This is a genomic window from Bradyrhizobium sp. AZCC 2262 (genome assembly GCF_036924535.1).
Classification (GTDB): Bacteria; Pseudomonadota; Alphaproteobacteria; order Rhizobiales; family Xanthobacteraceae; genus Bradyrhizobium.
On record NZ_JAZHRT010000001.1, the window covers coordinates 1529215 to 1553323 of the forward strand.

General features: G+C 59.5%; 23 protein-coding genes and 2 tRNA genes. 9 read left to right on the forward strand and 16 right to left on the reverse strand.

From position 1 onward, the window contains the following. Positions 1 to 116 precede the first annotated feature (116 nt). A complete protein-coding gene (locus tag V1283_RS07140; protein ID WP_334385725.1) occupies positions 117 to 563 on the forward strand; it encodes a hypothetical protein in 447 nt (148 codons plus the stop codon). 25 nt (positions 564 to 588) lie between these two features. Beyond that, positions 589 to 966 (forward strand): hypothetical protein, encoded by a 378-nt coding sequence (locus tag V1283_RS07145; protein WP_334385727.1) that lies wholly within the window; start codon positions 589 to 591, stop codon positions 964 to 966. A gap of 156 nt (positions 967 to 1122) precedes the next feature. Here V1283_RS07145 and rlmB read toward each other — a convergent pair whose 3' ends face one another. Beyond that, entirely contained in the window at positions 1123 to 1950 is an 828-nt protein-coding gene (rlmB, locus tag V1283_RS07150) for a 23S rRNA (guanosine(2251)-2'-O)-methyltransferase RlmB (RefSeq protein WP_334385728.1), read from the reverse strand. A gap of 203 nt (positions 1951 to 2153) precedes the next feature. Here rlmB and V1283_RS07155 point away from each other — a divergent pair. Next, positions 2154 to 2239 (forward strand) — tRNA-Tyr (locus V1283_RS07155). A gap of 124 nt (positions 2240 to 2363) precedes the next feature. On the opposite strand, the gene V1283_RS07160 is transcribed toward V1283_RS07155, so the two are convergent. The 4 genes from V1283_RS07160 to V1283_RS07175 form a co-directional block, all read right to left on the reverse strand. Beyond that, the gene (locus V1283_RS07160; protein WP_334385729.1) at positions 2364 to 2633 is read right to left on the reverse strand and encodes a hypothetical protein; all 270 of its coding nucleotides are present in this window, start codon (positions 2631 to 2633) and stop codon (positions 2364 to 2366) included. A 46-nt stretch (positions 2634 to 2679) separates the two neighbouring features. Continuing rightward, entirely contained in the window at positions 2680 to 3666 is a 987-nt protein-coding gene (locus tag V1283_RS07165; protein WP_334385730.1) for a hypothetical protein, read from the reverse strand. A 154-nt stretch (positions 3667 to 3820) separates the two neighbouring features. Then, positions 3821 to 5041 carry an ABC transporter substrate-binding protein gene (locus V1283_RS07170; protein WP_334385731.1) on the reverse strand — a complete coding sequence of 407 codons (1221 nt, stop codon included), beginning with the start codon at positions 5039 to 5041 and terminating at the stop codon, positions 3821 to 3823. Positions 5042 to 5306: 265 nt separating this feature from the next. Next, on the reverse strand, positions 5307 to 5702 hold the full coding sequence (locus V1283_RS07175; protein WP_334385732.1) for a YciI family protein: 396 nt from the start codon (positions 5700 to 5702) through the stop codon (positions 5307 to 5309). Positions 5703 to 5896: 194 nt separating this feature from the next. On the opposite strand from V1283_RS07175, the gene V1283_RS07180 reads away from it, so the two are divergent. After that, on the forward strand, positions 5897 to 6094 hold the full coding sequence (locus tag V1283_RS07180) for a hypothetical protein (protein WP_334385733.1): 198 nt from the start codon (positions 5897 to 5899) through the stop codon (positions 6092 to 6094). A gap of 341 nt (positions 6095 to 6435) precedes the next feature. Then, positions 6436 to 6509: transfer RNA gene (locus V1283_RS07185), tRNA-Gly, on the forward strand. A gap of 363 nt (positions 6510 to 6872) precedes the next feature. Here the strand turns inward: V1283_RS07185 and V1283_RS07190 are convergent. Genes V1283_RS07190 through V1283_RS07200 form a run of 3 tightly spaced genes read right to left on the reverse strand, consistent with a single transcriptional unit; the run spans position 6873 to position 9752 of the window. Next, positions 6873 to 7613 carry a glutathione S-transferase family protein gene (locus tag V1283_RS07190; protein ID WP_334385734.1) on the reverse strand — a complete coding sequence of 247 codons (741 nt, stop codon included), beginning with the start codon at positions 7611 to 7613 and terminating at the stop codon, positions 6873 to 6875. Continuing rightward, entirely contained in the window at positions 7592 to 8572 is a 981-nt protein-coding gene (locus V1283_RS07195) for a glutathione S-transferase C-terminal domain-containing protein (protein WP_334385735.1), read from the reverse strand. Before V1283_RS07195 ends, V1283_RS07190 begins: the two co-directional genes overlap by 22 nt. Positions 8573 to 8597: 25 nt before the next feature. Further along, entirely contained in the window at positions 8598 to 9752 is a 1155-nt protein-coding gene (locus tag V1283_RS07200) for an MFS transporter (RefSeq protein WP_334392978.1), read from the reverse strand. A gap of 409 nt (positions 9753 to 10161) precedes the next feature. Between V1283_RS07200 and V1283_RS07205 the strand changes: the two genes are divergently transcribed. Continuing rightward, positions 10162 to 11070: a LysR family transcriptional regulator gene (locus V1283_RS07205; RefSeq protein ID WP_334385736.1), complete on the forward strand. Its 909-nt coding sequence runs from the start codon at positions 10162 to 10164 to the stop codon at positions 11068 to 11070. Between the two features lie 37 nt (positions 11071 to 11107). Here the strand turns inward: V1283_RS07205 and V1283_RS07210 are convergent, their stop codons facing one another. After that, positions 11108 to 11980 carry a LysR family transcriptional regulator gene (locus tag V1283_RS07210; RefSeq protein ID WP_334392979.1) on the reverse strand — a complete coding sequence of 291 codons (873 nt, stop codon included), beginning with the start codon at positions 11978 to 11980 and terminating at the stop codon, positions 11108 to 11110. Between the two features lie 246 nt (positions 11981 to 12226). On the opposite strand from V1283_RS07210, the gene V1283_RS07215 reads away from it, so the two are divergent. Next, on the forward strand, positions 12227 to 13663 hold the full coding sequence (locus V1283_RS07215; RefSeq protein WP_334385737.1) for an amidase: 1437 nt from the start codon (positions 12227 to 12229) through the stop codon (positions 13661 to 13663). 922 nt (positions 13664 to 14585) lie between these two features. Here the strand turns inward: V1283_RS07215 and V1283_RS07220 are convergent. Together V1283_RS07220 and V1283_RS07225 are read right to left on the reverse strand one after the other, a co-directional pair. Then, positions 14586 to 15506: an NmrA family NAD(P)-binding protein gene (locus tag V1283_RS07220; RefSeq protein WP_334385738.1), complete on the reverse strand. Its 921-nt coding sequence runs from the start codon at positions 15504 to 15506 to the stop codon at positions 14586 to 14588. Beyond that, positions 15503 to 15925, reverse strand: a complete 423-nt coding sequence (locus tag V1283_RS07225) for a DoxX family protein (protein ID WP_334385739.1) — start codon at positions 15923 to 15925, stop codon at positions 15503 to 15505. The genes V1283_RS07220 and V1283_RS07225 overlap by 4 nt, the downstream gene beginning before the upstream one ends. 124 nt (positions 15926 to 16049) lie before the next feature. On the opposite strand from V1283_RS07225, the gene V1283_RS07230 reads away from it, so the two are divergent. Beyond that, positions 16050 to 16955 (forward strand): LysR family transcriptional regulator, encoded by a 906-nt coding sequence (locus V1283_RS07230; RefSeq protein WP_334385740.1) that lies wholly within the window; start codon positions 16050 to 16052, stop codon positions 16953 to 16955. A gap of 1347 nt (positions 16956 to 18302) precedes the next feature. Here V1283_RS07230 and V1283_RS07235 read toward each other — a convergent pair. Both V1283_RS07235 and V1283_RS07240 read right to left on the reverse strand, forming a co-directional pair. Further along, complete coding sequence (locus V1283_RS07235) at positions 18303 to 18962, reverse strand: HAD family hydrolase (RefSeq protein ID WP_334385741.1); 660 nt, start codon at positions 18960 to 18962, stop codon at positions 18303 to 18305. Between the two features lie 133 nt (positions 18963 to 19095). Continuing rightward, positions 19096 to 20538, reverse strand: coding sequence for a hypothetical protein (locus V1283_RS07240; protein ID WP_334385742.1), 1443 nt, complete (start codon positions 20536 to 20538; stop codon positions 19096 to 19098). A gap of 539 nt (positions 20539 to 21077) precedes the next feature. Here V1283_RS07240 and V1283_RS07245 point away from each other — a divergent pair. Next, positions 21078 to 21887, forward strand: a complete 810-nt coding sequence (locus tag V1283_RS07245; protein WP_334385743.1) for a RibD family protein — start codon at positions 21078 to 21080, stop codon at positions 21885 to 21887. Here the strand turns inward: V1283_RS07245 and V1283_RS07250 are convergent. From V1283_RS07250 to V1283_RS07260, 3 genes are read right to left on the reverse strand one after another with little or no spacing between them, the layout of a single operon-like run. After that, the gene (locus V1283_RS07250) at positions 21848 to 22657 is read right to left on the reverse strand and encodes an SAM-dependent methyltransferase (protein WP_334385744.1); all 810 of its coding nucleotides are present in this window, start codon (positions 22655 to 22657) and stop codon (positions 21848 to 21850) included. The two genes, V1283_RS07245 and V1283_RS07250, sit on opposite strands and share 40 nt — an antisense overlap. Beyond that, the gene (locus V1283_RS07255; protein WP_334385745.1) at positions 22654 to 23703 is read right to left on the reverse strand and encodes a glycosyltransferase family 4 protein; all 1050 of its coding nucleotides are present in this window, start codon (positions 23701 to 23703) and stop codon (positions 22654 to 22656) included. The genes V1283_RS07250 and V1283_RS07255 overlap by 4 nt, the downstream gene beginning before the upstream one ends. Beyond that, the gene (locus tag V1283_RS07260) at positions 23700 to 24101 is read right to left on the reverse strand and encodes a 6-pyruvoyl trahydropterin synthase family protein (RefSeq protein WP_334385746.1); all 402 of its coding nucleotides are present in this window, start codon (positions 24099 to 24101) and stop codon (positions 23700 to 23702) included. Before V1283_RS07260 ends, V1283_RS07255 begins: the two co-directional genes overlap by 4 nt. Positions 24102 to 24109: the final 8 nt, after the last annotated feature.

A 24109-nucleotide genomic window follows, 5' to 3' on the forward strand; every position in this document is an offset into this window, starting at 1 on the left:
TGAATGGCGATCGATGCCTGCGCATTAGCCTTACCGGCAGTTTGGCCGGCTGCCTTAACTCCTGCGATGACGTGTTGGGATTAAATTGGGACCTGACGAAACCGGGATTCCCAGCGATGCGTATCGGCGTGGCATTGGCACTTTTCATCGCGACGAATTCGGCCGCTTTTGCCGGCGGCGGCTTCGAGATCGTGATTCCGGGCCGTCCCGGCGTACCCGTCATCATTAACGGCGTCGACGCATCCTATGCGGTGGTCGAGGGCGATTGGGGGCTGGGCAAGGGCACCCATGTCGTGCCGACCGTCTACGGTGGCCGCTATATCGATCCGGTGCCGAACGTCGGCCATTATTATCCGAGCGCCGGCCGCATGCCCGGTTACGGGCGGCTGGAAATCGAGCCGCCGGCGAACCGCCGGTTGCCGCAGCCGGCCGAGAGCTATCATCAGTCCTGGTCGGCGCAGTCGGCGCCGCTGCCGGCGCAGTCCAACGTCCCCGTCGATCCGCCTGCAATCATTTATGCGCCGCAGGAAGACAGGCGGAGGCCGCAACATTTCCCACGCTAACTAAGAACACTGACAGGAGAGAGTAATGCGTCATTTGATTACAGGATTGGTCGCCGCAGTCGCCGTGATGGCCGCTGCGCCGGCGATGGCCTGCGGTTACACCGCGTGCGCGCCGCAGGTCTATGTCGCGCCCATCGCGGCGTATGGCTATGCTGGCTGCAACCCCTGTGGCGGTTGGGGAGTCCGTGAGCGGCTGCCCGATCCAGAGCAGCAGTACTACTACGTCAACCAGGGCCCGACCTATACCGGTCCCGGCAACTGGGCGCCGCGTCGGGTCTATCGCGAAGGCTCGATCTCCGGCTACGGCTATGGCTACAACCGCCCGCACTACGGTTATCGCGTGCACCGCTACGGGCACGCCGGGCGCTATTACGGCCAGCGCGTGCTGCGCCGCTATTACTGATCCAAGAAAGCGTTTTCAAGCGAAGTGGATGCCGGTTCGCGTGAAGAAAACGCGTCAAAACAAAAAGCTGGAGCTTCGGTTCTGATTTAATCAGAACCGAAGCTCCAGAATCCTGAAAGTTTTGACGCCCGTTCGCTTCGCGCGAGCGGGCGCTTTTTATTTCATGAGTCCGAGCCGGGTGGCGCCTATGTAGAGCGCGAGCACCGCGGCGTTCGAGACGTTCAGGCTCTTGATCTCGCCGGGCATGTCGAGCCGCGCCACCACGCTGCAGGTCTCGCGCGTCAATTGCCGCAGGCCCTTGCCTTCGGCACCCAGCACCAACGCCAGCGGCTGCTGCAGCGTGACCGCGCCGAGGTCTTCGGTCCCCTCACTGTCCAGCCCGACCGTCATGAAGCCGCGGTCGTTCAACGCGGTGAGCGCGCGGGCGAGGTTTTGCACGGTGACCAGCGGCACCAGTTCCAGCGCGCCGGACGCAGATTTCGCCAGCACGCCGGTGGCCTCCGGGCTGTGCCGGGCGGTGGTGACGATCGCTTTCACCGCAAACGCGGCCGCCGAACGCATGATCGCGCCGACATTGTGCGGATCGGTGATCTGGTCGAGCACCAGCACGATGCCTTCCTGAGCCAGCGTATCGATGTCAGGCGAGGGCAGGGGCTCGGCTTCCGCCAACAGCCCCTGGTGCACGGCGTCGGGCCCGAGCCGCTGGTCGATCGCGTTCGGCCGGACGATTTCGGGGGGAACGCGGGTGTCGATATTCTCGTCCGCCAGCCGCCGGGCGGCGTTTTCGGTCAGGAACAGCTTGCGGATCTGCCGTTCCGGGTTGGCCAGCGCCGCCGAAACGGTGTGCCAGCCATAAAGAATCACCGGTCCGTCGGGGCTCGAATCCCGGTCCCGGTGACCAGGCGGACGGGCGAATTTCCGCCCTTTTTCGAAGGGTTTGCCGCCGCCACGGCGGAACGGCGGTTTTCGGTCGCGATCGCTCATGGGGAGCTTGTGTCACGGGTCCCTGATTATGGCAATTTGGATGCCTCAAGGGCCGTTTTTAGCGGCTTGCCTTGGTTGACTTTGCCACCCCCCTTCGCCCATAAACGCGCCCGACCGGGAGCGCGCCATCGGCTCACGGTATTAACGTCATCCATGGCCTGATCCGCCGCCTCCAAGCGGTTAGGCTTGCGATGGTGTTGGACGGGGGAGTGTCCCGAGTGGCAAAGGGAGCTGACTGTAAATCAGCCGTCTTACGACTTCGAAGGTTCGAGTCCTTCTTCCCCCACCAACCTTTATCAATGGCTTAGGCTGCATCCGCTTCCCAGAGCCCAACCAAGTTGGGAAGCATCGAGAAGGGCGCTACGCGGCACGGCTGGCGATGGCGGTGACGCACTGCATCTTCTTGGTGTTGGTCAATTTATTGGATAGCGCCCTAAGGTTGTCACCTTTTGCGGCAGCTCTGCCATTTCCTCGTACCCAGCGAGGGGTAGGTTAAGGACGCGTACTGCGAACTCGGCTTGGGCTACCTTCTCGCGCAGCGAGATCACTTCCGACATTTTTGGAAGAGCCGGTCTCGGGCAAGGGGATGCTGCTTTCTTGGCTGCTTCATAAGCATTCAACGGCACTCCGCAAAACCCTGGCAAGTGCAGCGCCGCCATGCGGCGGACTTTGCGCGCAAACAAGGCATTTCCTCGCCTAAAAGCGCAGAAGCCAGCAACGTTCAATGCCTCATGCGCGACGGCGGACCAACATTCGCTTAGCCAACCTGGCGGGAGCTGAAATTCTCTCGATGCCCGAGTAAAGCAGCTGTCTTTGTGTCGTTGGTTTCGGATTCGACAAAACAGTCAGCGCAGCAATCTTTAGCCGGTCCGCAACTGGTGATGACCCCGGCGAGCGCGGTCGCCATCCCAGCCGCCGAAGACAAGAATTGGCCTGGTAGATCTTGGCGCGCTTATCCAAGGAGCGGAGCGCGAACCAGATACTCACACTCACGGAGACATTGTCTCCATTGAAAATCAAATGAGGAGCGAGTGGTGGTTGGTGAACCGCTTTGCCTGGAACCAAACGATACCTGACCCCCAAGTTACGGGTCTCGTCGCGAAGGATTCCCGCAAACGCGCGCCCGCGATAGAAATCCTCGATTTCTTGCTCGGTCAGTACGAAGCGATTCTCCTGATCAAAAAGATACACATCCTTGTCGCCCTGGATTTGAAACAAAAAGTTCATATCGTGATCGAAATGGTACGGTGTCATCATGTTCGGAGAAGCGACAAATATTGATAGACCCGACCAGCTGATTTCATCCTCCAGCCGCAACTTCGTCAGGTCCTCCAACTCGGCAATGAAGCTTCTGCGCAGTTGCTCATAGCGCGGGTCCAGTTCGTGCAAGCTGGACATCTTGAGCCATATACCGCCTCGTTCGATGCGCTTGACTATCTCGACCAGTTGACCCTCCGCGGCCATCGCTTCGATATCGATCTCCTCGGAGGCACCTGCGCTCTCGAACCTTATGCCGTACTTGTTTGGGTCGCCCCGCCGAACAACGGATTCGGCTATGCGCGCAAGCTCGGAGATTTCGAAGAGCGGATGGTGTGCGAGTTGATGACTAAAGAGAAACGGGCTGTGACCTACCGTCGCCCACGACGCGGTTTCCGGTGCCACCGCATCGACGATGTGTGGAGTGTCCAGTTGACCCGTTTGAACCACCAGCGACATAACGCCGCTCCGCTCGCGGGAACCGTGCATTTCTATGTATATCAGTCACTTAGTAATCCCTTAGTAACGATTTTGTGATTTTGACTGCACGTCGATTCGCTGGCCGTCGGGGACGTGCGCCCCATGATGTCCGATCTTCAGCATCGGACACCACCTACTTCTGCGCGTTGGAGAAAGCCGTTTCGAGCACGTCGCCGATCGGCTGCCAGGTGCGGCCGTCGAATTGAATCAGCCGCAGGTGTTTGATCGGCCGGAAGTTCCAGGGGCCGGTGCTGATTTTGATTCCAGGCAGCAACATGGAGCCCTGGTAGTCCTGGAGGGCCGCTGCCTGCTTCATGACGTTCTCGCGAGACAGGTCGCTGCCGCACTGTTTGAGCACCTGGGCCAATGTCTCGGCGGCGGCGTAGCCGAACACGGCGGCACTGTCGTCCTTGCCGCCGGCCCGGTTATATTTTTCGATGAATGCCTGCCAGTCCCTGGAGGCTTGTTCGTCCTTCCAGGCCGGATCATTTGGATCTTTCAAGAAGGCAGCTGTAATTGCGCCCAAGGCGTCTTCCGGCCCGGCAGGCTTTGGCGCCGTCGCAATCGATGAAGCCATATGGTTCAGTATGAACACAGGATGCCAATTGAGATCCGCCGCTATTCGGACGACTTTCGCTGCGTTTGCAGGCATCCCTGCAAATACAAAAACGTCCGCTCCCGACCGCTTCAAGACCGATACGTGCGTGTCCAGATGCTCATCTGCGATATCGTAGGCGATGTCGACCCTGATCATCCGGGCGATGTTACCGAGCCCGTCTTCCAACCCCTTGAACAGTTCTCGACCGAAATAATCGTTCTGCCAAAGAGCTACGATCTTTTTTCCGGGGTAGGACGCCTGGATGTAGTTGGCGTAGATGCGCCCCTCTTCCCGAATGGAGGGCTGCCAGCCCATCGTCCACGGGAACATCGATGGATCGCTCAGATGGTCGTCTCCTGAGGCGACAAAGAGTTGAGGAATTTGCCTTTCATTCAGGTATGCGCGAACGGCAAAGTTTCCCGGCGTTCCGAACGAACCGAACATCAAGAGGACGTCGTCTTTCTCGATAAGGCCGCGTGTAAGGTTCAGCGCGGTCGACGGATCGGATTTGTCATCATATGAGATGAAGCGCACCTTGCGGCCGTTGATCCCGCCGCGCTCGTTGATCATCTCGAAATACGCCGCTTCGGCTTTTCCAATCGCTCCGAAGACCTCCAAACTGCCGCTATAGGGCATAACGTTCCCGATGCGAATTTCAGTGTCGGTCACGCCGGGGTCGCGCACGCGCTCGGAGATCGCGCTTAATGACGCAAGCGCCAAGACAATCGCAATCAGCGTTCGGACTCTGGTTTGCATCGGATGAACTCAGTTACAAAAAGAGTGCAGCCAGATTTCGAGACATATTGAACGCGCTCGGCTTGATTTAGATCAACGCCGAGAGATTGACGGCAGCGTGGTCGTCATTGACAAGAATGGATGAGCCCTTCGTCCCAACCGGCTCATGCCGAAACAGGGCGACAACTGGCGGCAGAGGCTGGAGCAAGTTCCCGCAAAACGCGATGCGACAAGCCTACGCCGTCGATCGGTTGTGTCAACGAATTCGCTTTTGTTCCTCGAAGCCTCAGCCCTGACCGCCTTCCTCAGCGGTTTCCGGCAACGATTCTCCGGGGCGATAAAGCCTGATCGGGCGGATCTCGTAGACGGCGGACGGATTGACCCGGCGCAGGTCGCGCGCGACATCGAGCGCGGCGTCCGCGTTGTCGCAGTTCACCACATACAAGCCCAATAGCTGCTCCTTGGTCTCGGCAAACGGCCCGTCGATCACTATTCCGTTGCCCGGTCCGCGCAAGGTGCGGGCCTCCGCCGTGCCACCCAGCCGCGCCGACGGCCCGAGCAGCTTGTTCACGTTGAGCCGGTCATGCACCGCGAGCAGGCCGGTCATAACGGCCGCATCCTGTTCCGGTGTCCAGGACGTTACCTCGGCTTCGACGTGGTAGGCGAGAATGGCGTAGAGCATCGGGTTCTCCTGGTTGGGCTGGCCGGATTGGCTGCCCCCTCAAAGGACGATCCGGCCCGGATCATCCCGACATATGGGTCGCGATGAAACATTCCGGAAACACGATATATCGGATCGCCCTTGAACGCGGGGTGACAGGCTCTCGACTGATGAACAGAACGCGAGCCAACGCGCCCCATTCATGGAGACGGGTCATGCGACGCCAGCCAGCCACGATCATCTGCGATGCGGCCAGATTGCGTGCACCACAGCCGGCGTCGTCGCAAGCGGGCGATTGGCACGACGTCTCCGGCCATCATCGCTACTACGGCAGTTCGGCCGTCAATGGCGGCGAGCGCATCGTCGAAGACCGCCGCGGCCCGCGCCCGCGCGTCAATCTTTGCGGCTTCTAACTTCTCCGGTAAACCGCTTGGCAAATCACCAAAGCACATGAAAAAAGCGCGGCGGGATGGCTCCCGCCGCGCTCCAACCCTTGTACTCGCTGGTCCAGGCCTGAGAGCGCCCGGAGCCAGGCCTTCAAACGGGGCCTAGCGGGCGATCCCAGCGAGGTGACAGCGCTTGGTAAAAGACACTGGATCACCTCCTTTCATTGTTGATGGAAACATCGATATAGGCGGCGAATCGGCCCCTGTTAAGGGCCCGGACCGGCCGATGGGGTATCCCCGGGATGTTCGGACGGGACCGGCGGGGGCGGGTTGAGGCCGCCTGCACGGCGTGTTAGTTCATCGCCAGCGCGGGTGTAGCTCAATGGTAGAGCAGCAGCCTTCCAAGCTGAATACGAGGGTTCGATTCCCTTCACCCGCTCCAGATAATTCAATAACTTAGCACGAATTCTCGATCTTATTCTGACAACACGGCTGCTTACCGATCTAAATTCGTCAGTTTTTCCAGTTTGGCGAAATGACGTTATCACCACGGCAACTGATCGCACTCCTCCGGGCGAGGCCATTCATGCGATCCCGCTCGGAGCGATTTGCCAAAGTTAGCCCAGATTTGCCCATGATGGATTGGAGCGAGAGATCAAGAAGCGAGAATCGCTCATCTGAACGCGATACCCCTCAATTGATTATCTCGATAGAGCCACGTTTTCGCGAATATCTGACGATTGTCTCGTTCAAACGGGCATGACGTCACCCCGATAACAACGAATGAGCGAGAGACAGGCCAAGCTTAATCTGTCTGCAGGAAAAGCTCGACGCCCTCGTTTGCCATCATGCGCTGCACGGCCGGCCTTGCAATGGTACGTGCCGTTAGACGCGTCCAAGCTGGGTAAAGCCCGCGCATGTCCAGATCGATGCGTGTGCCCCAATAATAGAATACGAAGAGATATGGATCGACGACAGTATATCCCTCTGGCACGGCCCATTGACGCCCGTCTGAGAGCAAGCTTTCGATATAAGCATACTGATCCGAAATGTTTTCCTTGCCTCGGATTCTTAGTGCAGGAAATGAATTCTCGTCATTCGTGAATCGCTGGGGTCGCCAAATTTGCCCGTATGACATCGCATGCACGTTACCGGCCAGCCAGTTCATCCATTCGATACACCTCGCTTCAGCGGCCGGCTCTGCCGGTAGTAGTTTGGCGGACGGGTTCGTACGTGCCAGATAGATGAGAATAGCGGGCCCCTCTGTGAGAAGGTCTTCGGCGCCGCCGATGCGGCCAGCAACGCCCAGCAACGCGGGTACACGCCCTTTTGGGTTCATTGCCTTCCACTCCTGCGTCGCAGTCATCTCGCCCTCCTTGAGTCCTGAGGCTGAGACTAACTTCTGGTCGTATGGTTCGCCGATCTCCTCCAACACGATATGTACGGCCATCGAGCAACTTCCTGGCGAGTAGTAAAGTCTGTGCTTAGCGATAGTCGGAGCGGAAAGAGCTGAGAAAGTCATGGCTATTTCTCCTGAATGCGCCATGAGGGGCGTTGTAGCCAATTCACGGCAGGAAATTCCGGAACGATCCCACGCCGACTCGCTACGGCCCAATCGCCGTCGTAGTAGTGAGCGAGAATGTGGTCGTAACGGAGCGTCTCGGCGACGCCGGCGAGATCGTGGATACGCCGGACCAGCGCCGACAGACGTGGATAGTCGATGAGCCGCCTGCGGCTCGCCCGGAACAGCGGATTGTACACGGTATCGAAACGCACAAGCGGCGGATAAACCAGGACATCGGCGAGCGTCGGCTGTTCACCCAGGAGAAATCGACGGCCGTCGCAAAGCTGTAAGTCGAGATCATCGAGGAAGCCGAACAGGTCGTCCATCGCAGCGTCGTATTCCTGCTGATGCCTGGCGTCGGCGACCGAGTAGACGCCGACCGCCAGGCTCCTCGTGATCCGATTGTTCAAATCGTCCATCGCGGACCTCAGGCTTGCTGGGGAAAGGTTGATGCGGGGATCACTCCCGAACCTGTCGAAAGCATCGTTCAACATCTGCGCGATCTCCAGCGACTCGTTGTTTACGATTCGACGAGAATGCTGGTCCCAGAGGACCGGGACGGTGACCTTGCCGGTGTAGTCGGGGCGCGACGCGCGATATGCCTCATGCAAGCGAAGGAATCCGTTACCTGCACGATCGACGGTCGACGAGCCGGTATCCGAGAAAGCCCAGCCATCCATTGTGTCCCAGAGAGGATGCAGGATCGAGAGGTCGACAACGCTTTCGAGGCCCTTGAGTGCATGAACGATAATGACGCGATGTGAAAACGGACAGGCAGGCGAAACATAGAGATGGTAGCGCCCAGCCTCCGCAGGGAACCCGGACGTTCCGTCTGCCGTGATGCAGTCGCGAAAACTCCCGGCATGGATCATCCGCCGCGCGTCGAGCTCGGGCGTTGCATCAACATCGCCCCGCCAGGTTCCGTTGATCATCAGCTTCATCGTGTCCTCGCCGGCCCAAACGACCTCAGTCTGAGGCTTGCCGCTCGCCGGGCAGCCAGAGTGACAGCACACCGGCCAGCGCAAGTAGCGCTACGTTGCAGCCGAGGGCGAGAATGAAGGCGTGCGCATAGGCATCCAGATCCTGGCGCGTCCCAAGGGCGCTGTAGAATACACCGCCGATGATCGCGACGCCGAGCGCCGCGCCGACCTGAAAGGTCGAGATCATGATCCCCGATGCCAGCCCGGCATGGCGCTGGTCGATGCTGCCGATGACGGCCTTGATGACCGACGGCATGACGATCCCGAAGCCCAATCCGCCGCAGGCCAGACCGATCTCCAGACTCTGGGGAAGGACTTTGGCGACCGAGAGCATCACCGCACCGAAGCCGACAACCTGCAGCGCAAAGCCAAGTGTCAGCGCGCGCACCCCGAGCCACTGCATGACGTAGGACGAGACGAGCGAGCTGACGAAGAAACCGATGGCGAAGGGCAGTGTAGCGAGCCCGGCCGCCAGCGACGTCTCGTGTAATCCGCTCTGCAGATAGACTGCGAACGTCAGGTAGAACGAGGAGAGCATATAGAAGGCCAAGGCCATCACCAGTCCGATAACGAAAGCGTTGTTGCGTAAAAGGTCGAGGGCGACCAGCGGGTCGCCGCCACCGGCCGAAAGACGCGCTTCGTAGCGAGCGAATGTCACGAGAGCGAACGGCGACGCCACGAGCATGGCAATGGTCCACGTGGGCCACCCGGTCTCGCGACCCTCGACCAACGGATAGACCAGCAGGGCTAGGGTCAGTGACAGCAAAACCACGCCGCCAACGTCGAGCCTTTGAGCCTGGTGCGCACGAGAGTCGCGGAGAAAGAGCAAGCCACCAATGAACGCGGCAACGCCGATCGGTACGTTGATGAGGAAGATCGCCTGCCAGGCCAACCCGAAGGGATGAGATGAAACCAAGGCGCCGCCCAGTATCTGACCGCAGATATTGGCCAGGCCGAAGGTAGCGCCATAGAACCCAAGAGCTCGCCCTTGTTCGGCGGCAGGAAACAGAACGCGGATCGAGGCAAGTACTTGGGGCGCCATCGCTGTAGCCGTCAGACCCTGGAGGATCCGAGCGGCGACGAGAATAGGGGGCGACCAGGCGATGCCGCATAGCGCGGAGGCGGTCGTGAAGCCGGCCACGCCCAACAAGAACATCCGTCGCCGGCCAAAACAGGTCGCCCAACCGGCCGCCGGTTATCAGGAACACTGCGTACGTTGCGGCATAGGCCGATATGACGAACTGCACCTCGCTCGAGGTTGCCCCAAGGTCTTGCCGAATTGCCGGCAGAGCCAGGTTGGCGACATTGAAGTCGAGGATCGGCAGAAATGCACCGGTAAGAAGCACCGGTAGCGCGAGCCAGCGCCGGGGATAATCTCCTTCGAGCTCGGCCTGATGGATTTGCGTCGGCTCGGCAATTTGACTGCTCAACCTCGAACTCCTCTGGCAGATTTTGCGGCGCGCGCCGCCATCGACTGGCCTTGAAGCGACTATTTTGCTTATCTATTTGAGAACAGTAATTGTCGATTTCTGCGAAATGAGTTTGCAAAAATGCACATCCCATCCGACTGGAACGATCTTCGCGTGGTTCTTGCTGTTTTCCGGGAGGGCTCACTATCGGGAGCTGCGCGAGCGCTCGGTGTGAGGCACTCGACGGTTTTTCGCCGCCTCGACGCTATCGAGAAAAAGATGGGTGTTCGCCTGTTCGAGCGTTTCCGCGACGGTTATGCACCGACGCCGGCCGGAGAGACCGCGGCTGCGTCGGCGGCCCGCCTCGAAGACGAGGTGCTAACGCTCGAACGGAAGCTTTCGGGGCAGGATCTAAAGCCGGCCGGTACTGTGCGCGTAACAACAACCGACACACTCAGCGCGATCTTGATGCGGCATCTGGTCTCGATGCGGGTCTCACATCCGGAAATTCGACTCGAAATCGTCACCTCGAACACGGTTGCCGATCTTACGCGCCGAGAGGCGGACGTCGCGATTCGGCCGACGCCAGCGCCTTCCGATCTGCTGGTTGGCCGACGCGTGGCCGATATCGCCCATGCGGTCTATGGTTCAGATGCGTACCTGACGGGATACGGCGACAAGGACCTGTCTGCTCACGATTGGATCGGACTTGATGACACGCTGGCTAGCACCGTCATCGCACGCTGGATGCGCGAGAACATTCGTATGGCGCGTATCTCCTGCCGGGTCGACGCACTTCCTGCTTTGCGGGATGCCGCCGATGCCGGGTTTGGTCTTGCCGTGCTCCCATGCTACGTCGGAGACTCTGCACCCGGGCTACGCCGATTTGCCGCGAAGGCGCTATCGGAACCTCGCTCGGCTGTCTGGCTGCTCACGCACGATGATCTGAAACACACGGCGCGGATTCGAGCTTTCATGGATTTTATCGCGAAGGCCCTCGCTTCGGAACGTAATCTTCTGGAAGGGCGGCGCCCGCGCGCCTTACGCTGAGCTCCGAGCTCATGGCAGGCAACGCCTCTTGCCAAGCTTAAGCGCCGTTGCCCGCAGATCCCGCTTGAGGGTGTTCTCGAAAGGCAGTCGCGATCGTTCCAAGCGCCTTGCGAGACTTCGTATCGGATAGCGATGAAAGCAGCACAATCTCGGATGAGGGAAGGGGCGGTAGCCCGAACCGGTGGCTGACCTCCACTGTGCCGGGCGGTGCAAGCCGGAAAGACAATATTGCGGTGGCCAAGCCGGCCGCGACCGCCTCTGAAACGGCAAAGGAGCCACAGCCAAGGAAGACCTCTGTCCACGCTATTCCCGCGTCGTCGAGCGCACGGGTGGCGATTTCACGCATGTTGCAAGAGGGCGAGGAGGCAGCCAGGCGTAGCGGCTCGCCCGCTCGAAAAATAAAATCTGGAGTCGCAAACCAACCGAAATGCTCCTGCGTTAGCACTTCGCCGTCTCGTCGGTCCTCTTCGCGGCGGACGATGATCGCATCGATTTCGCCGCGATCGAAAGCGTCGAGCAGGTCTCGCGAATCGTCGAGCCGCATCTCGATGATGAGGGCCGGATCATATGTATTCAGCCGGGCCAGCAACGTGGGAACCTCCGGTCCGCCGACCTGGGTCGATATACCTAGCGAGAAACGCCGACGAACCGAGGACAGCCCGGTGAGGGCGCGTTGATGTGCAGCCAGAAAGTCGCGCGCGGAGCCGAGGAACAATGCGCCTTGTGCCGACAAGCGCACCCGCCGCGGCGTCCGCTCGATCAATTTCTGGCCTACCCGATCTTCCAGCCGCTTCAGCTTCACACTGATGGCGCCTTGCGTGGTGCCGAGCGCTTGAGCGGCTCGTGTGAAACTTTGGAGATCTGCGATCGCCACGAAAGCTTCGACGGCATCGACGTCCAACGTAGCCATGTCGCTTATCCGAAATTGTTGTCTCTGAAATATGGATCCATCCGGTTTTTTTATAGTCAACCGACGGCTAGGTTCGCGTCAAGCGCGATCCGCGGCCAAGGCGCGAGAGTTGAAGAGAAGAGCTCGGGCCGAAATGCGTTGAATGAGGAGACTCCGAATGAACAAGGCGAGCGGGGAAAGAGAGCGATGGATCTATCACGTACAGAATTCCTCCGTGGCTTGGCAGCGACGGCAGCGAGCATGACTATGGCCAGCGTACCCACCACGGCCGGATCGGTTACCGGCGTTCACTATGCGACCCTGCTGGAGACGGCCGATGCTATCAAGTCGCGCAAAATCTCGCCTGTCGAACTGACCAAAGCAATGCTGGACCGCGTCGCAAGGCTTGAACCCTCGCTTCATTCGTACGCAACCGTCACATCCGAACTAGCGTTATCGCAAGCCTTTCGGGCTGAAGCCGAAATTGCGGCAGGCCACTATCGTGGGCCACTGCATGGCATTCCCGTTGCCGTCAAGGATATTTACAACACTGCCGACATCGCGACCACGGCTGGAATGGCGATCTTTGCGGGCCATAAGCCAAATTTTGATGCGACCGTGGTGAAGCGCTTGGCGGATGCGGGATCCGTGCTGTTGGGCAAGCTCCAGCTAACCGAGGGTGCCTTCGCCAAGCACCACCCGGCGGTAGAAGCACCAAAAAATCCCTGGAACGCAGACTACTACGCCGGCGCCTCGTCGAGTGGTTCGGGCGTTGCAACGGCGGCGGGGCTCACCTTCGGTTCACTCGGCAGCGACACGGGTGGATCGATCCGCTATCCCGCCTCCGCCAATGGCGTTACGGGGCTGAAGCCCACCTGGGGACGCGTCAGTAGATATGGCGTATTTCCGCTCGCTCCGAGCATGGATCATGTCGGTCCTCTAACCAGATCTGCCGCTGATGCGGGCGCCATGCTTGGCGTGATCGCAGGTCGTGATGCAAATGACCCAACGACGCTGATCGCTCCTGTGCCTGACTATCTTGCTAATCTCGGCAAGGGAGTGCGCGGACTGCGTATCGGCATCGATCCAGCCTACAATGAGATGGGCGTCGATGCCGATATTGTACAAGCTCTCCGCGAAACGCGTCGCGTGCTGCAAGGAATCGGCGCGACGATTCAAGAGGTGAAGATGCCAGATTACGAGGCTGTAACAGCGGGATGGGGAGTTCTCGCTGGAGTCGAGGCAGCTATCGGCCACCATACGACCTATCCATCGCGAGCCTCGGAATATGGCCCCCCGGTGAGCGGCTCGATCTCAGGGTTGATCGATTATGGCCGTACCGTCTCGGCCGTGGATCTGATGAAGGTGAACCATGATCGTTTGATTTTCACGGGAGAGCTAACGGCTTTGCTTTCGGATGTCGATTTACTGCTGATTCCGACCCAGCCGCTCGCTGATTTTACGATCAAGCAAGAAGCGGAGCTCTTCACGAAGCCGGCCGAACTCAGCGCCTTTTTGCGTTTCGCGACCCCGTTCGACATGTCCGGTAACCCGACGCTCACCATGCCAAACGGCTTTACGGCAAAGGGCTTGCCGCTCTCATTCCAATTTGTATGCCGCCACCTCGACGAGGGGCTGCTCGTGCGCGCGGGCGACGCATATCAGCAGGCGACGGACTGGCATCGCAGGCACCCCCGGCTTTGACGGCGAAGCGCCACCGAAACAAGAACAGGTCGGCCGCGCCAAGAGATTGACGCAGCAACGACAGCGAGTACGTCATGGGCGCTGACATAGCGGTATTGCCGAGGCCGGTCGTTGCGAAGGTGGAAGGCGATCTACGAAAAGATGGGAGGCGCTCCCGTCTTGCTGACAGAACATCGTAGCAGCATCTTGGGGGGAGGCGACGCACCAACGTTCCCTGAGCGACCAGCGAAACTTCGATCAATAACTTTGTGCAAACACCCCTCTCGCCATTCTGACAAAGAGAAACTCCTTAGTGATCTCAATCACTCAGAGATCTACGAAATGTCAGAACGGTCTTTGAAAACACTACAGTATTTCCCGACTTCCAAGCTGAATACGAGGGTTCGATTCCCTTCACCCGCTCCAGCCTTTTCATAGACTTAGCTCAAGGGACGGCTCTTTTTTTGATGATTTCATTCTGACAAAAGCAGCTTTACATTTTCTGTTGCTCGCTTTTCGACCGACTGTTTTTCGTATCTCGCATATTCCCACACCGCTGTTTTCAGACAGGTGCGAGCTCATCAAGACCGAAGATTTTGGTTTGGCGAAGAGGTGTTGAACGCGCGTGCGGCGATCGGCGGCGATGGCGTAAAAATAGGATAGACGGAATATGACGCGCGCGAAGTTTACGCAGATGAAATAGCCAAACGATTGGCCAGTAGTGACGCTTGCGAGGGTGAGCGGGACTCAGTTCCAAGGTTTCGAGATTGAAGTCGCACGACGACTTGAATGCCATCACCGAAAACGGTTTCGTTCTTCGGTTTCGACGAACTGGTTCGCGTCCCTTCGGATTATCTCGGCGCCGCCCCGCCTGTCGCGGAGGAGACCCGCAGGGCGCGAATGAGGGCGCCCTCGTCACAGGCTCGCCCTCGAACGTCGCGGTTCACGCCGTCACGGCCTTCTGGGCCGCCGCGAATACATCGCGTGCGGACGTTGTACCCACTACGTGCTCCGTGCCGTCGACTCCGAGGTCCATCCATCCTGCATTCACGGCCTCAAACATTTCTTCGGCAGGTCCGGTGTGGCCCTTCGGGATGCCGAATTGTTCGAACGCTTCCGCCCACCCGGCACGCGGGACTGCAAAGGCTTTCACGTCGAGATTCAGGACTTCACCCAATTGCTCCGCGATTTCATCCGCGCTGATCATCGAACCAAGCTCGACGACGCGCCGTCCCGACCAGGCTGGCCCGCTCAAAAGGGTTGCGACTTCCGCGCCGATATCGTTCGTCGCGACCATGGTCGATTTCCGGTTTGTCGGGTTGTAGTAGACCGGTAGCGTTCCGCTCTGGGCGACCTGCAAGCCGTAGAGGAAGTTTTCGAAGAAGCCGCCTGCGCGCACAAATGCGATTGGGGATGTCAGGTCGCGAAAACCTTGCTCCATGAGCGACAAGGCCGTGATCATCCCGAGCCCACTGGTTCTGTTCGCGCCCATCGACGAAAGCGCAACCACGCGCGAAGGCGCAGTCTTGGTGAGCGCCTCGACATAGTTCGCAATCACGCCCTTGGCTTCTTTGTAATCGGGCGAGGGCGCCCATACAGCCGGCAACATGACGAACGCGCCTTCGACGCCTTTGAGCGCTCGCTCGATGGCCGCCGAATCATTCCAATCGCCGTCCACCAGTTCCACGCCCTGGTTCGCCCAGCTTAACGCCTTCTCGCGATTGCGGACCAGCGCGCGTACTTTCTTGCCGTGCGCCAACAGATGTTCCGCCGTTGCGCCGCCCACCTTTCCTGTGATTCCCATTACTAAAAACATGTGTTTTCTCCTGATCTTGAGGGACAGAGCATTGCCCTGTTGGTTCAACGGATGAGCGGCAGAAGGGCCCGGATACGGGGATCGCGCGCGTAGAGGCCGCCCCATGTCAGCGCGCCCAGAAGCAGGGAAATGATTTCCGGCGGCGACCCCAATTCACCGATGCGGACATGGGCGCAGATGGCGCCGCCCAGAAAGCCCGTCACCAGGATCGCGCCGAGGACGGCGGTAGCCGGGACGGCGTAAAGGATGGCGCAGGCGAGTATGATCGGACCCACGATGCGGGTCAGGTCCATCGCGAACCCGGTTTCCTGCAACATGCCCGCGATCTGTGCCGGCGCGAAAAGCTGAATAGTGCCATCTGCCACCAGAGCGACGACGACAGCCGCGCTCATGATCAGGCCGGCCCACGGAGCGCGATGCAGGTTCACGGCTTCCGGCGCCTGATGAAGGTTCATAGTTTCGGACATTGGCGTTCTCCGAGAGGGTCATCTGTCTTCGAGGTCTCCTACTTACTGTGTCTCTCAGATGTGATAAATGTCAGAGAAATGAACCCACTGTTCTCCATAGGATGAACAATGTGGAGGCCCGAAAATGCAGAAGCTTGAGCCCATCCTCATTTTCCTGACGGTCGCGGAAATGGGGAGCTTTACCCGCGCGGCCGATAGTCTGGGTATTCAAAAGGGAAGAGCCTCAACGGCGGTCCGGAAGCTGGAAGAGGATATCGGTGTCAGGCTCCTGCACCGGACGACGCGCAGCGTGCAGTTGACGGAGGACGGACGCGCATTTCATGCCCGCGCCCGCGATCTGCTTGCTGAAGTCGATGACCTACACTCGATGTTCGCAGGTGATCGCGTGGCGCTCCGCGGGCGTTTGCGGGTCGATCTTCCAACCGAGGTGGCGCGCACAACGATCGTGCCGGCCTTGCCGGATTTCATGGCGACTCACCCCGAGTTGGAGCTGGAGGTGTCGAGTACGGATCGGCAAGTTGATCTGGTTCAAGAGGGGTTCGACTGCGTATTACGGCTTGGTCCCATCAGGGACGAGACGCTGATTGCCCGCTCACTGGGCTTGTTGCGCGTGGTCAACGCCGCCAGTCCCGCCTATCTGGCACGCTACGGCGTCCCTCGATCGCTGGAAGATCTCCAGCGTCAGGGACACCGGTCAATTCATTTTTCGACGACGCTGGGCGCGCGACCCTATGGATGGGAATATCCGGACGGCGACAGCTACGCGACGCTTCAGTTGCCAGGTGCGCTACACGTCAACAGCGCGCAGACCTACGAAGCCGCTGCCCTCGCCGGTCTTGGTCTGATTCAAGCGCCACTCTTGGGGATCGGCCGATACTTAGAGAGTGGAGCGCTTGTGGAGATCATGCCCGATTTTCGTCGCCGGGCGCTCGCCGTGTCCCTCGTCGTGGCACACCGGAGCAATCTGTCGCGCCGAGTCCGCGCATTCATGAAATGGATCGAAGATGTGCTCGCGCCCTATCTAGAGTAGCGTAACGAACCGCTCCGTCCTGCCCTCGAAATCACATTCTGAGTTATGTCTGTCGGCGGCGGTTGCACTGTGGGGTGTGTCGTTCTGTCAAACGACCGTTTGCAAGAGTGATACACCGGACGGACACAGCAATGCCAAAGGCAGCCCACGACCATTCTGACACTGAGAAATTCTGTAATGATCTCAAGGGATCGAAAAGCTGCAAAATGTCAGAATGGCCTTTGAAAGTGTTTCAAGATTTTCTGACTTCCAAGCTGAATACGAGGGTTCGATTCCCTTCACCCGCTCCAAATAAAATCAGACACTTAGTAGTGATTTTCGATCCATTTCGTATGTCGCGAGCTGGTGCAATCGCGGTTTCCGAAAAGCCGAGCATTACCGGACGTTTCCATCCGTGCCGCCGTTTAGTTCGAAGCGTTACGAGTGACTCCGTGTGACATGGTTCGTGTGCACGCAATGCGGCGCCGCCTGCTCGGTGAACATCACGCCAAATTGGCATGACATGCCGAGTCGATGCTCCCTGTTTTGTACGGGCTGGCGTGGATTAGGTTAGAGCGTTTAACAAAGGGTACCCACTGACGCTGCGGCTATCCACAGCCTGCACAAGCACTGGGGCCCCTGTCTAACCAATACTCGGTCTGCTCGTCTGTCCAACCCGGGACAGCAAAGTGTGCTCCGGCCGGCAGATCGTGGCTGGGTCGAACGATGACATGTTGGCGCGGTTTGAAATGATGCACTCCGACAGCGTCGGCGGAAGCACACAGAGCGATCAACAGGCCCAAGGCAAAAAGAGAACGCATCGCAGTTGCTCCGGACGTTGTCAGCTCTTGATCATGTGGTTCTGGCGACCGCGGTCCCAAGCTCTTACGACTTCACGATCGATCAAATCGGCGGGATGATGGGGCATGCGGCGCTATGAGTGCCTAATCTGCGACGATGCCGGTTAAGCGCAGCAATCAAGGGTTTGGGGCGCGCGCATAGCGTCTTGGGTTGCGCCGCCCGCAAAGGAAAATCTCTGAACGATCCGAAACTTTTCGGCGAACCACCCGTACCTCACTGATAGCGGCAATCCGGCAGTATTCGACCTTGAGCAAAGCGTCTCACGTGGATCGCTTGAGCGATCAAATCAGAAGACTTCGCGAGAAGGCCGGCGAGCTTCCCGCCGGCGACGAACGAGACGCATTGCTGCGCAAGGCAGAGCAGGACGAAATTGCATTGCGCTTGATCGAGTGGATTGCTTCTTCGGGTCAACTTGCTCCCCCTGAAGACCTGATTCCGATCCGAAGACACCGATTACGCCGAAATGATACGCGACGGCGCAGCTCCAGCGACTCTCGGTGAGACGGTTCACTCGCTCATGACAGATCGAATACAGCCTCTCAGCTCGTCAACTCCCTTGGCAATTTGATGCGCGCCAGCCGCCATCAATCGATCCGCCTTGTGATAACCCCAGGCGACACCGATCGACCGCAACTGGGCGGCCTGAGCCATCTCCATGTCAAAGGTCGTGTCGCCAATAAAGACCGCATTTTTGGGCGTTACCCCCGTTGCCGTCAGCGCCTGCAGGAGCATCCCGGGGTGCGGTTTGGAGGGCGCCGTGTCGGCGGCCTGAATGGTTCGAAAAAAGCCGTTCCATTGCAGTGCTTCCAGCGCGGGGGCGACCGTGTCAGACCTGTGCCCGGTGGCGATGCCCAGAGCAATATCCGAAGTAGAGCTCAGCTCATGCAGAAGGTCGCCAATTCCGTCGAAAGGCCGTTCGGCGAAGGCGGAATCCGCTCTCAGTTGCGGCAGGAGCAGATCGTAGGCCCTGACCATCTCAAGTATCGGGGCTGTCGGGCCGGCCAGCTCGGTCAGAATGACATCAAGTGACTTTCCGACCAGCGCAAGACTGTCGGCGGGCGAGGGGACCGGCAACTGAAATTCGGCAAATACGATTCGATGGCTCTCCAGAATCAGCGAGCGGCTGTCGACCAATGTGCCGTCGAAATCAAAGATGATTAGTTTCAAGGTTGTCTCTCAAAACAGCTTTCGCGCAATTCGTATGAGCGAACTCTGACGCATCATTTTCATCTCGGCGGGTGGTCTCGATGGTATGCCTGATTGTTGGGACATTGGCGATCTCATGGACAGCGTCCCGGGTTTATCGATGCAGGCACGAATAAACCCGGACCAATTCGCGGGTCTGCACCGGGACGGCAAGCTCCGCATCCTTGTTCCTTGTTGCCGTTCCGCAGGATAGCCAGAAGTAATTTCCAGCGGGATCGATGACCAGCCGGTTTGGCGAGAAGTTCGAGAGAATGATCGACAGATAAGGGATAGTCGAGAACCACGACAGGGGTGCGAGAGTTGGCGAAATCCGCTCGGCTGAGACGAAACGTGGGTCACCGAGCGCAGGGTCGGACTTGCTCCCCATCGCCAGCCCCGCAATTGCATCGCGATAATCCATCCATGACGCTACGAATTTCCCGGTTTCGATCGCATGAATCAAGTTCACCACGAGAAAGATCGAGACAAGGGCGCACAGCGTCCCGTCACGGGGCGAGATCAGGGCGTGCCGCAGCCTCGCTGGTCGATTGAGAACGATCCCTTCTCTGGCCATGGCCGTTATGGCCGCCAACGCGCCGAGCAGGGGTGTGGCGATGACCAGCGCGGTCCGCAAATAGTAGCGGCTGCTCGCATGGATGGAATGATCGAAACGCAGCAAGTAGATGGACAGCAATCCGAGCAAGAGTCCGAGAGCGAAAATGCAAGCCCCTCTCGGCAGCCATATTGACAACGATATAAGCATCGCGCCGTAGCCGATGACCGCCGTCAGCAATACCAGGACCAGCCCTACTTTGAAGATTTCGAGATCGAAGAAGTGCAGTGCAGCCCGCGAGAATGCGTCGGCGTAATAATCATCGGGCGGAAGAGCGAGCTTCGCTGCTGCGGCCAGTGTCACAATGATTGTCAAGTTGATTGCTGCGCGCACGAAAGTTGCGCTCGATAATCCACGCGGCGTCAGCGTTGCTGCGATGACCAGGAGCAACACCAGGGCTCCTTCGTGCGTGAACGCCAGCAGGAGCCACGCGGCAAACACCAGCAAGGTCCCGGCACTGGTCGGTTTCGCATAGTGGCTCAGCGCCAGCGCGGGCCAGAATATCGCGTGGGCGAGCCACATCTCCGTGGGAAAGCCGAAGATCAGCGGGCAGAGCAGGGCTGTCGACCCGCACGCATAGACGAAGATGATGCGGCCGGGCGAGCGGTCGCTCGCGTAGGTTACGGCCAGCCCCATCAATGGAGATAGATAGAAAAGCAGCCCATAGGCGATGATTCCAGCCCACGGATTGCCCGTGATTCGGACGAGTGCTTCGGCGGGCAACAGGGTCAACAGGAAGACGGACGTTCGGCCAGAGATGTTATGCCAATGGAAGGCCCAAACATCCCGGACCGCGACAGCATACGAAAACATCGCGCCGTCGCCATAGAGCTCGAGCTGATGGAAAAGTGCGATGACAGGGAATGCGACGGACCAACCCAGGCCTGCGCCAACGATCAGAAATCGCAACGCACGGTCATCGAAGCGCAGTGCGCGGCCGGACATGTCAACGACTGTCCATGCCAGCCATGATACAGCTCAGCGCAAATAGAAGCATTGCAGGTTCACGACTTGGCTCCTGGTTTCGCCGTCGGCAGCGAGGGCGAAGATATCGCTCGTACGGGCCTCCGCGGAAAGCGGCAGTGCCATTGGCGTCGATGACTCAATCCCGATGGCGCGTGCTCGTTGCTGTGTCACGATCAGCTCCGGCGCATTCGGGCCGCACAGCGCCGCAAATTCGCGCAGCCTTCTGGTCGTCAAGGCCCTCCACGGGCAAAACGAACAATACCTCGCCAGCGGCGTTAACACGAATTGGCCTTCGCGCTTGCAGTTCGCCCAAAGCGCGACTAACGCTGGGGTGTGCCTCGTTGCCAAACAGGGCAGAGATTACAGGAGAGTGCGCGGCGTTCATTGCGGGACTTTCTTTTACTGGGCGCCTTCGTGGAACACCGAAAGTCCTGAATCATTCCGACAGAAATCAGATGGATTTTTAAGATCGAGTGGCCGATAGTATCATTGATAACTCGCGAGAACCGAATTCTGCCGTGCAGCTTGGCAATTTCCCCACCCGCAAATTTGCCTTTCCCGATACGTGGGAGAGCTTTGTCGAGCGTTTTCGTAGTGGCCAGCAACCCCTGCCGCAAGCCTGGGCGGATCTGTTCGGCCCGTTGTGCACCGGGACGGTGGACGATCTCGTGGTTGTTGGGCAGGTCGGCCAATCGCTCGATGGTCGCGTCGCGACGGCGACGGGCCACTCAAAGTACATCAACTGTCCGGCCGGCATCGACCATCTGCACCGGCTGCGCGCGCTGGTCGACATTGTCGTGGTCGGAGTTGGAACGGCGCTGGCGGACAATCCGCAATTGACGGTCAGACAAGTCGCGGGTCCACAGCCAGCGCGTGCCGTTATCGATCCGAGAGGGCGCCTGGGAGCAAATGCAAAGCTGTTCGCCGACGATGGTGTTCGCCGTCTGTTCATTACGGCAGATGGCTCGCGGGCCACACCGCCCCCCGGCGTTGAGGCCATCACCTTGCCTGCGGAGGACGGCAACATTGCACCGTCCGCCATCGTCGCGTCGCTGGCCGCCGCAGGGATGCGCCGGATCTTGATTGAGGGCGGTGCTGATACCGTGTCGCGCTTTATCGCGGCACGATGTCTCGATCGATTGCATGTCAACGTGGCGCCCGTCATGTTGGGCGCGGGAGGCCCTGGGATCGATTTGCCGCCGCTCGAACGGGCCGATCAGGCCCACCGGATGCCGGTCCGCGTGCACAAGATCGAGGACGATGTTCTGTTCGATTGCGACTTGTCTGGTCAGCGGGTCGCAATCGGCGTTGCAAAAAGATCGACATGACCCACGCGCATCGTCGAAGCGCGTGCGCCGACCTCGTCCTTCCGTCTTGCCAGCCAATCGTCGATATCGCAATGCGGTAGCGCTTCGACTTCCCTCGCGGCAGTAGCCCATCCGGCCAGCAGTTCAAGCTGGATTTCCTGGTCGGCTGTTCCGATCAGCCAATCCGAGCTGCCGTGAACTACCGAATACCCGAGCGCCTCGAACATGGATACGGCCGCAGCGGCAGCCGAAGGCCCCAGCGCCGGCCCAAAGCCCTTGTCGGTATGCTGATGGGCATTCACCGCGGACGCGATCGTCGCATCGAGGGGATCGGCGGGGGAGAGGTCGACGCGGCCGTCATAGGTCAGCGCTGCATAGACCGGCAACGTGCGCGCGACGATAGTGCGGGCAAAGCGATCCAACCAGGTTTCGGAGACCAGATCGAGCAGTGCCGAGATCGTTATCAACTCTTTCGTGCTGTCGAGCACCGCTTCGAAATTGCCGCTGAGATCGAGTGGAACGGCATTCAGCCTGACATCGCCGATTGACTTTCCGCTGCACGCCAAAGTCAGCAGGCGCTGATCGGTGTCCACGAGATCCCAGTGTTGCCGTGCCGGCAAGTGCGAACTGAGCGCGCGGACGGTGGAGCCGGCGCCGCAGGCGAGATCGACGACGCTTACTGCGTCGTGCGACTTGAACAGGTTGGCCACCGCCTCGAGCACGATCGGATTGCGAGCGCGCAAGTCATAGCTTTCGCGCAAGGCCAGCCATTCGGCAGAGAAGCCGCTCATGCAAGCTTCTCCAGTGCGGTCGCAAAGATCGCTGCGGATTGCTGCCAGGTGGGCAGCGTCCGCGCCGCCGCCGATGCCGCGTCCGAGAGGCGGCGGCGCAGTTCGGCGTCAGCGATCACCCGGCGCAGGGCTCCGGCCAGTTCACCCGCGTCGCCGGGGGCTACCAGCAAGCCCGCTTCCTGCGGAACAGTATCCGGGATAGCGCCCGCCGTCGTGCCGATCACAGGCAGACCGTGCGACAATGCCTCGGCGTAGGCCATTCCATATCCCTCGAAATGGGAGGCGAGAACGAACAAGTCGGCCTCGTCATATAGTCCCGCAAGACGTTTGGAAGGTACGGCGCCAAGCGCCGCGATTCGGCCGGTAAGCTTGTGTTGGGATATGCTGGCCTGAAGCCTTGCCGCTTCATTCGGATCGCGGGTGAGATCTCCGACAATCGTCAGCCGCCACGGAAGCTCAACCAATGTCGCCAGAGCGGCAACGAGTACTTCGAATCCCTTGCGGGGCACCACGGCGCCAACGGACAGCAAATGCGGCACTTCGTTTCGGCTTCCCGAAGACCGCGGCGCCGGATCGCTGCCGGGCCTTGCCACAGTGATGCGCTCGGCCGGTACGCCATAGTCGGAAGCGACAAGTTTTGCGGTCGCAGGGCTCGTTACGACGACTTCGCGCGCCAGAGCCAAGGCAGCCTGCTCGCTGCGATGCAACGCATCGGCTCGTTCGGCTGACAGCCCCCATTCCAGTGCGAGGGGGTGATGAACCAGCCCGAGTAACGGATGCCGGCTTGCAACTTCCCCCGCAACGTCTGGCAGGACTCCCAATGCCAGGCCGTCCACCACGATCGGTTGGCCGTCCGGTACCTTCAACAGAAGGGATCGCGCGGCAGATTGGGTTGCCTTATCCGGCGAAGGAAATCCTTCGCCGACGTTGAGACATTCGACGTCCCATCCCAATTGCCGGAGTTCGGCCACGATCCGCCGGTCATAGGCGTAGCCACCGGTCGGCGTATCGAGACTGCCTGGCACCGCGAAGACGACGCGCTTCACCACAAGGGCGCCTCATATTGCGCGCGCGCGAGGTGCGACTCGGAGAGCGTGATGCGCAGGGCCTTGAGCTCCCGTCCGGGACGGCCGAGCTCGCCGGCGCGGGCCGGCTTTGCCAGGCCGTCGAAGATATGTTTGGACAGAAATTCCGTCGTGGTGTTGCTACCCTTGAATTCGGGCACGTCGTCGAGATTGCGGTAGTTGAGCGGCGCCAGGACCGCCTTGAGCGCATCGTGTGCACGGCCGATATCGATCACAATTCCATTGTTGTCGAGGCTCTCGGCGATGAAGGCGGCATCTACCACGAATGTGGCGCCGTGCATGCTCTGCGCTGGTCCAAAAACCGCGCCCTTAAAGGAATGAGCGATCATGATGTGGTCGCGAACTTCGACGGTGAACAAGGCAGCTC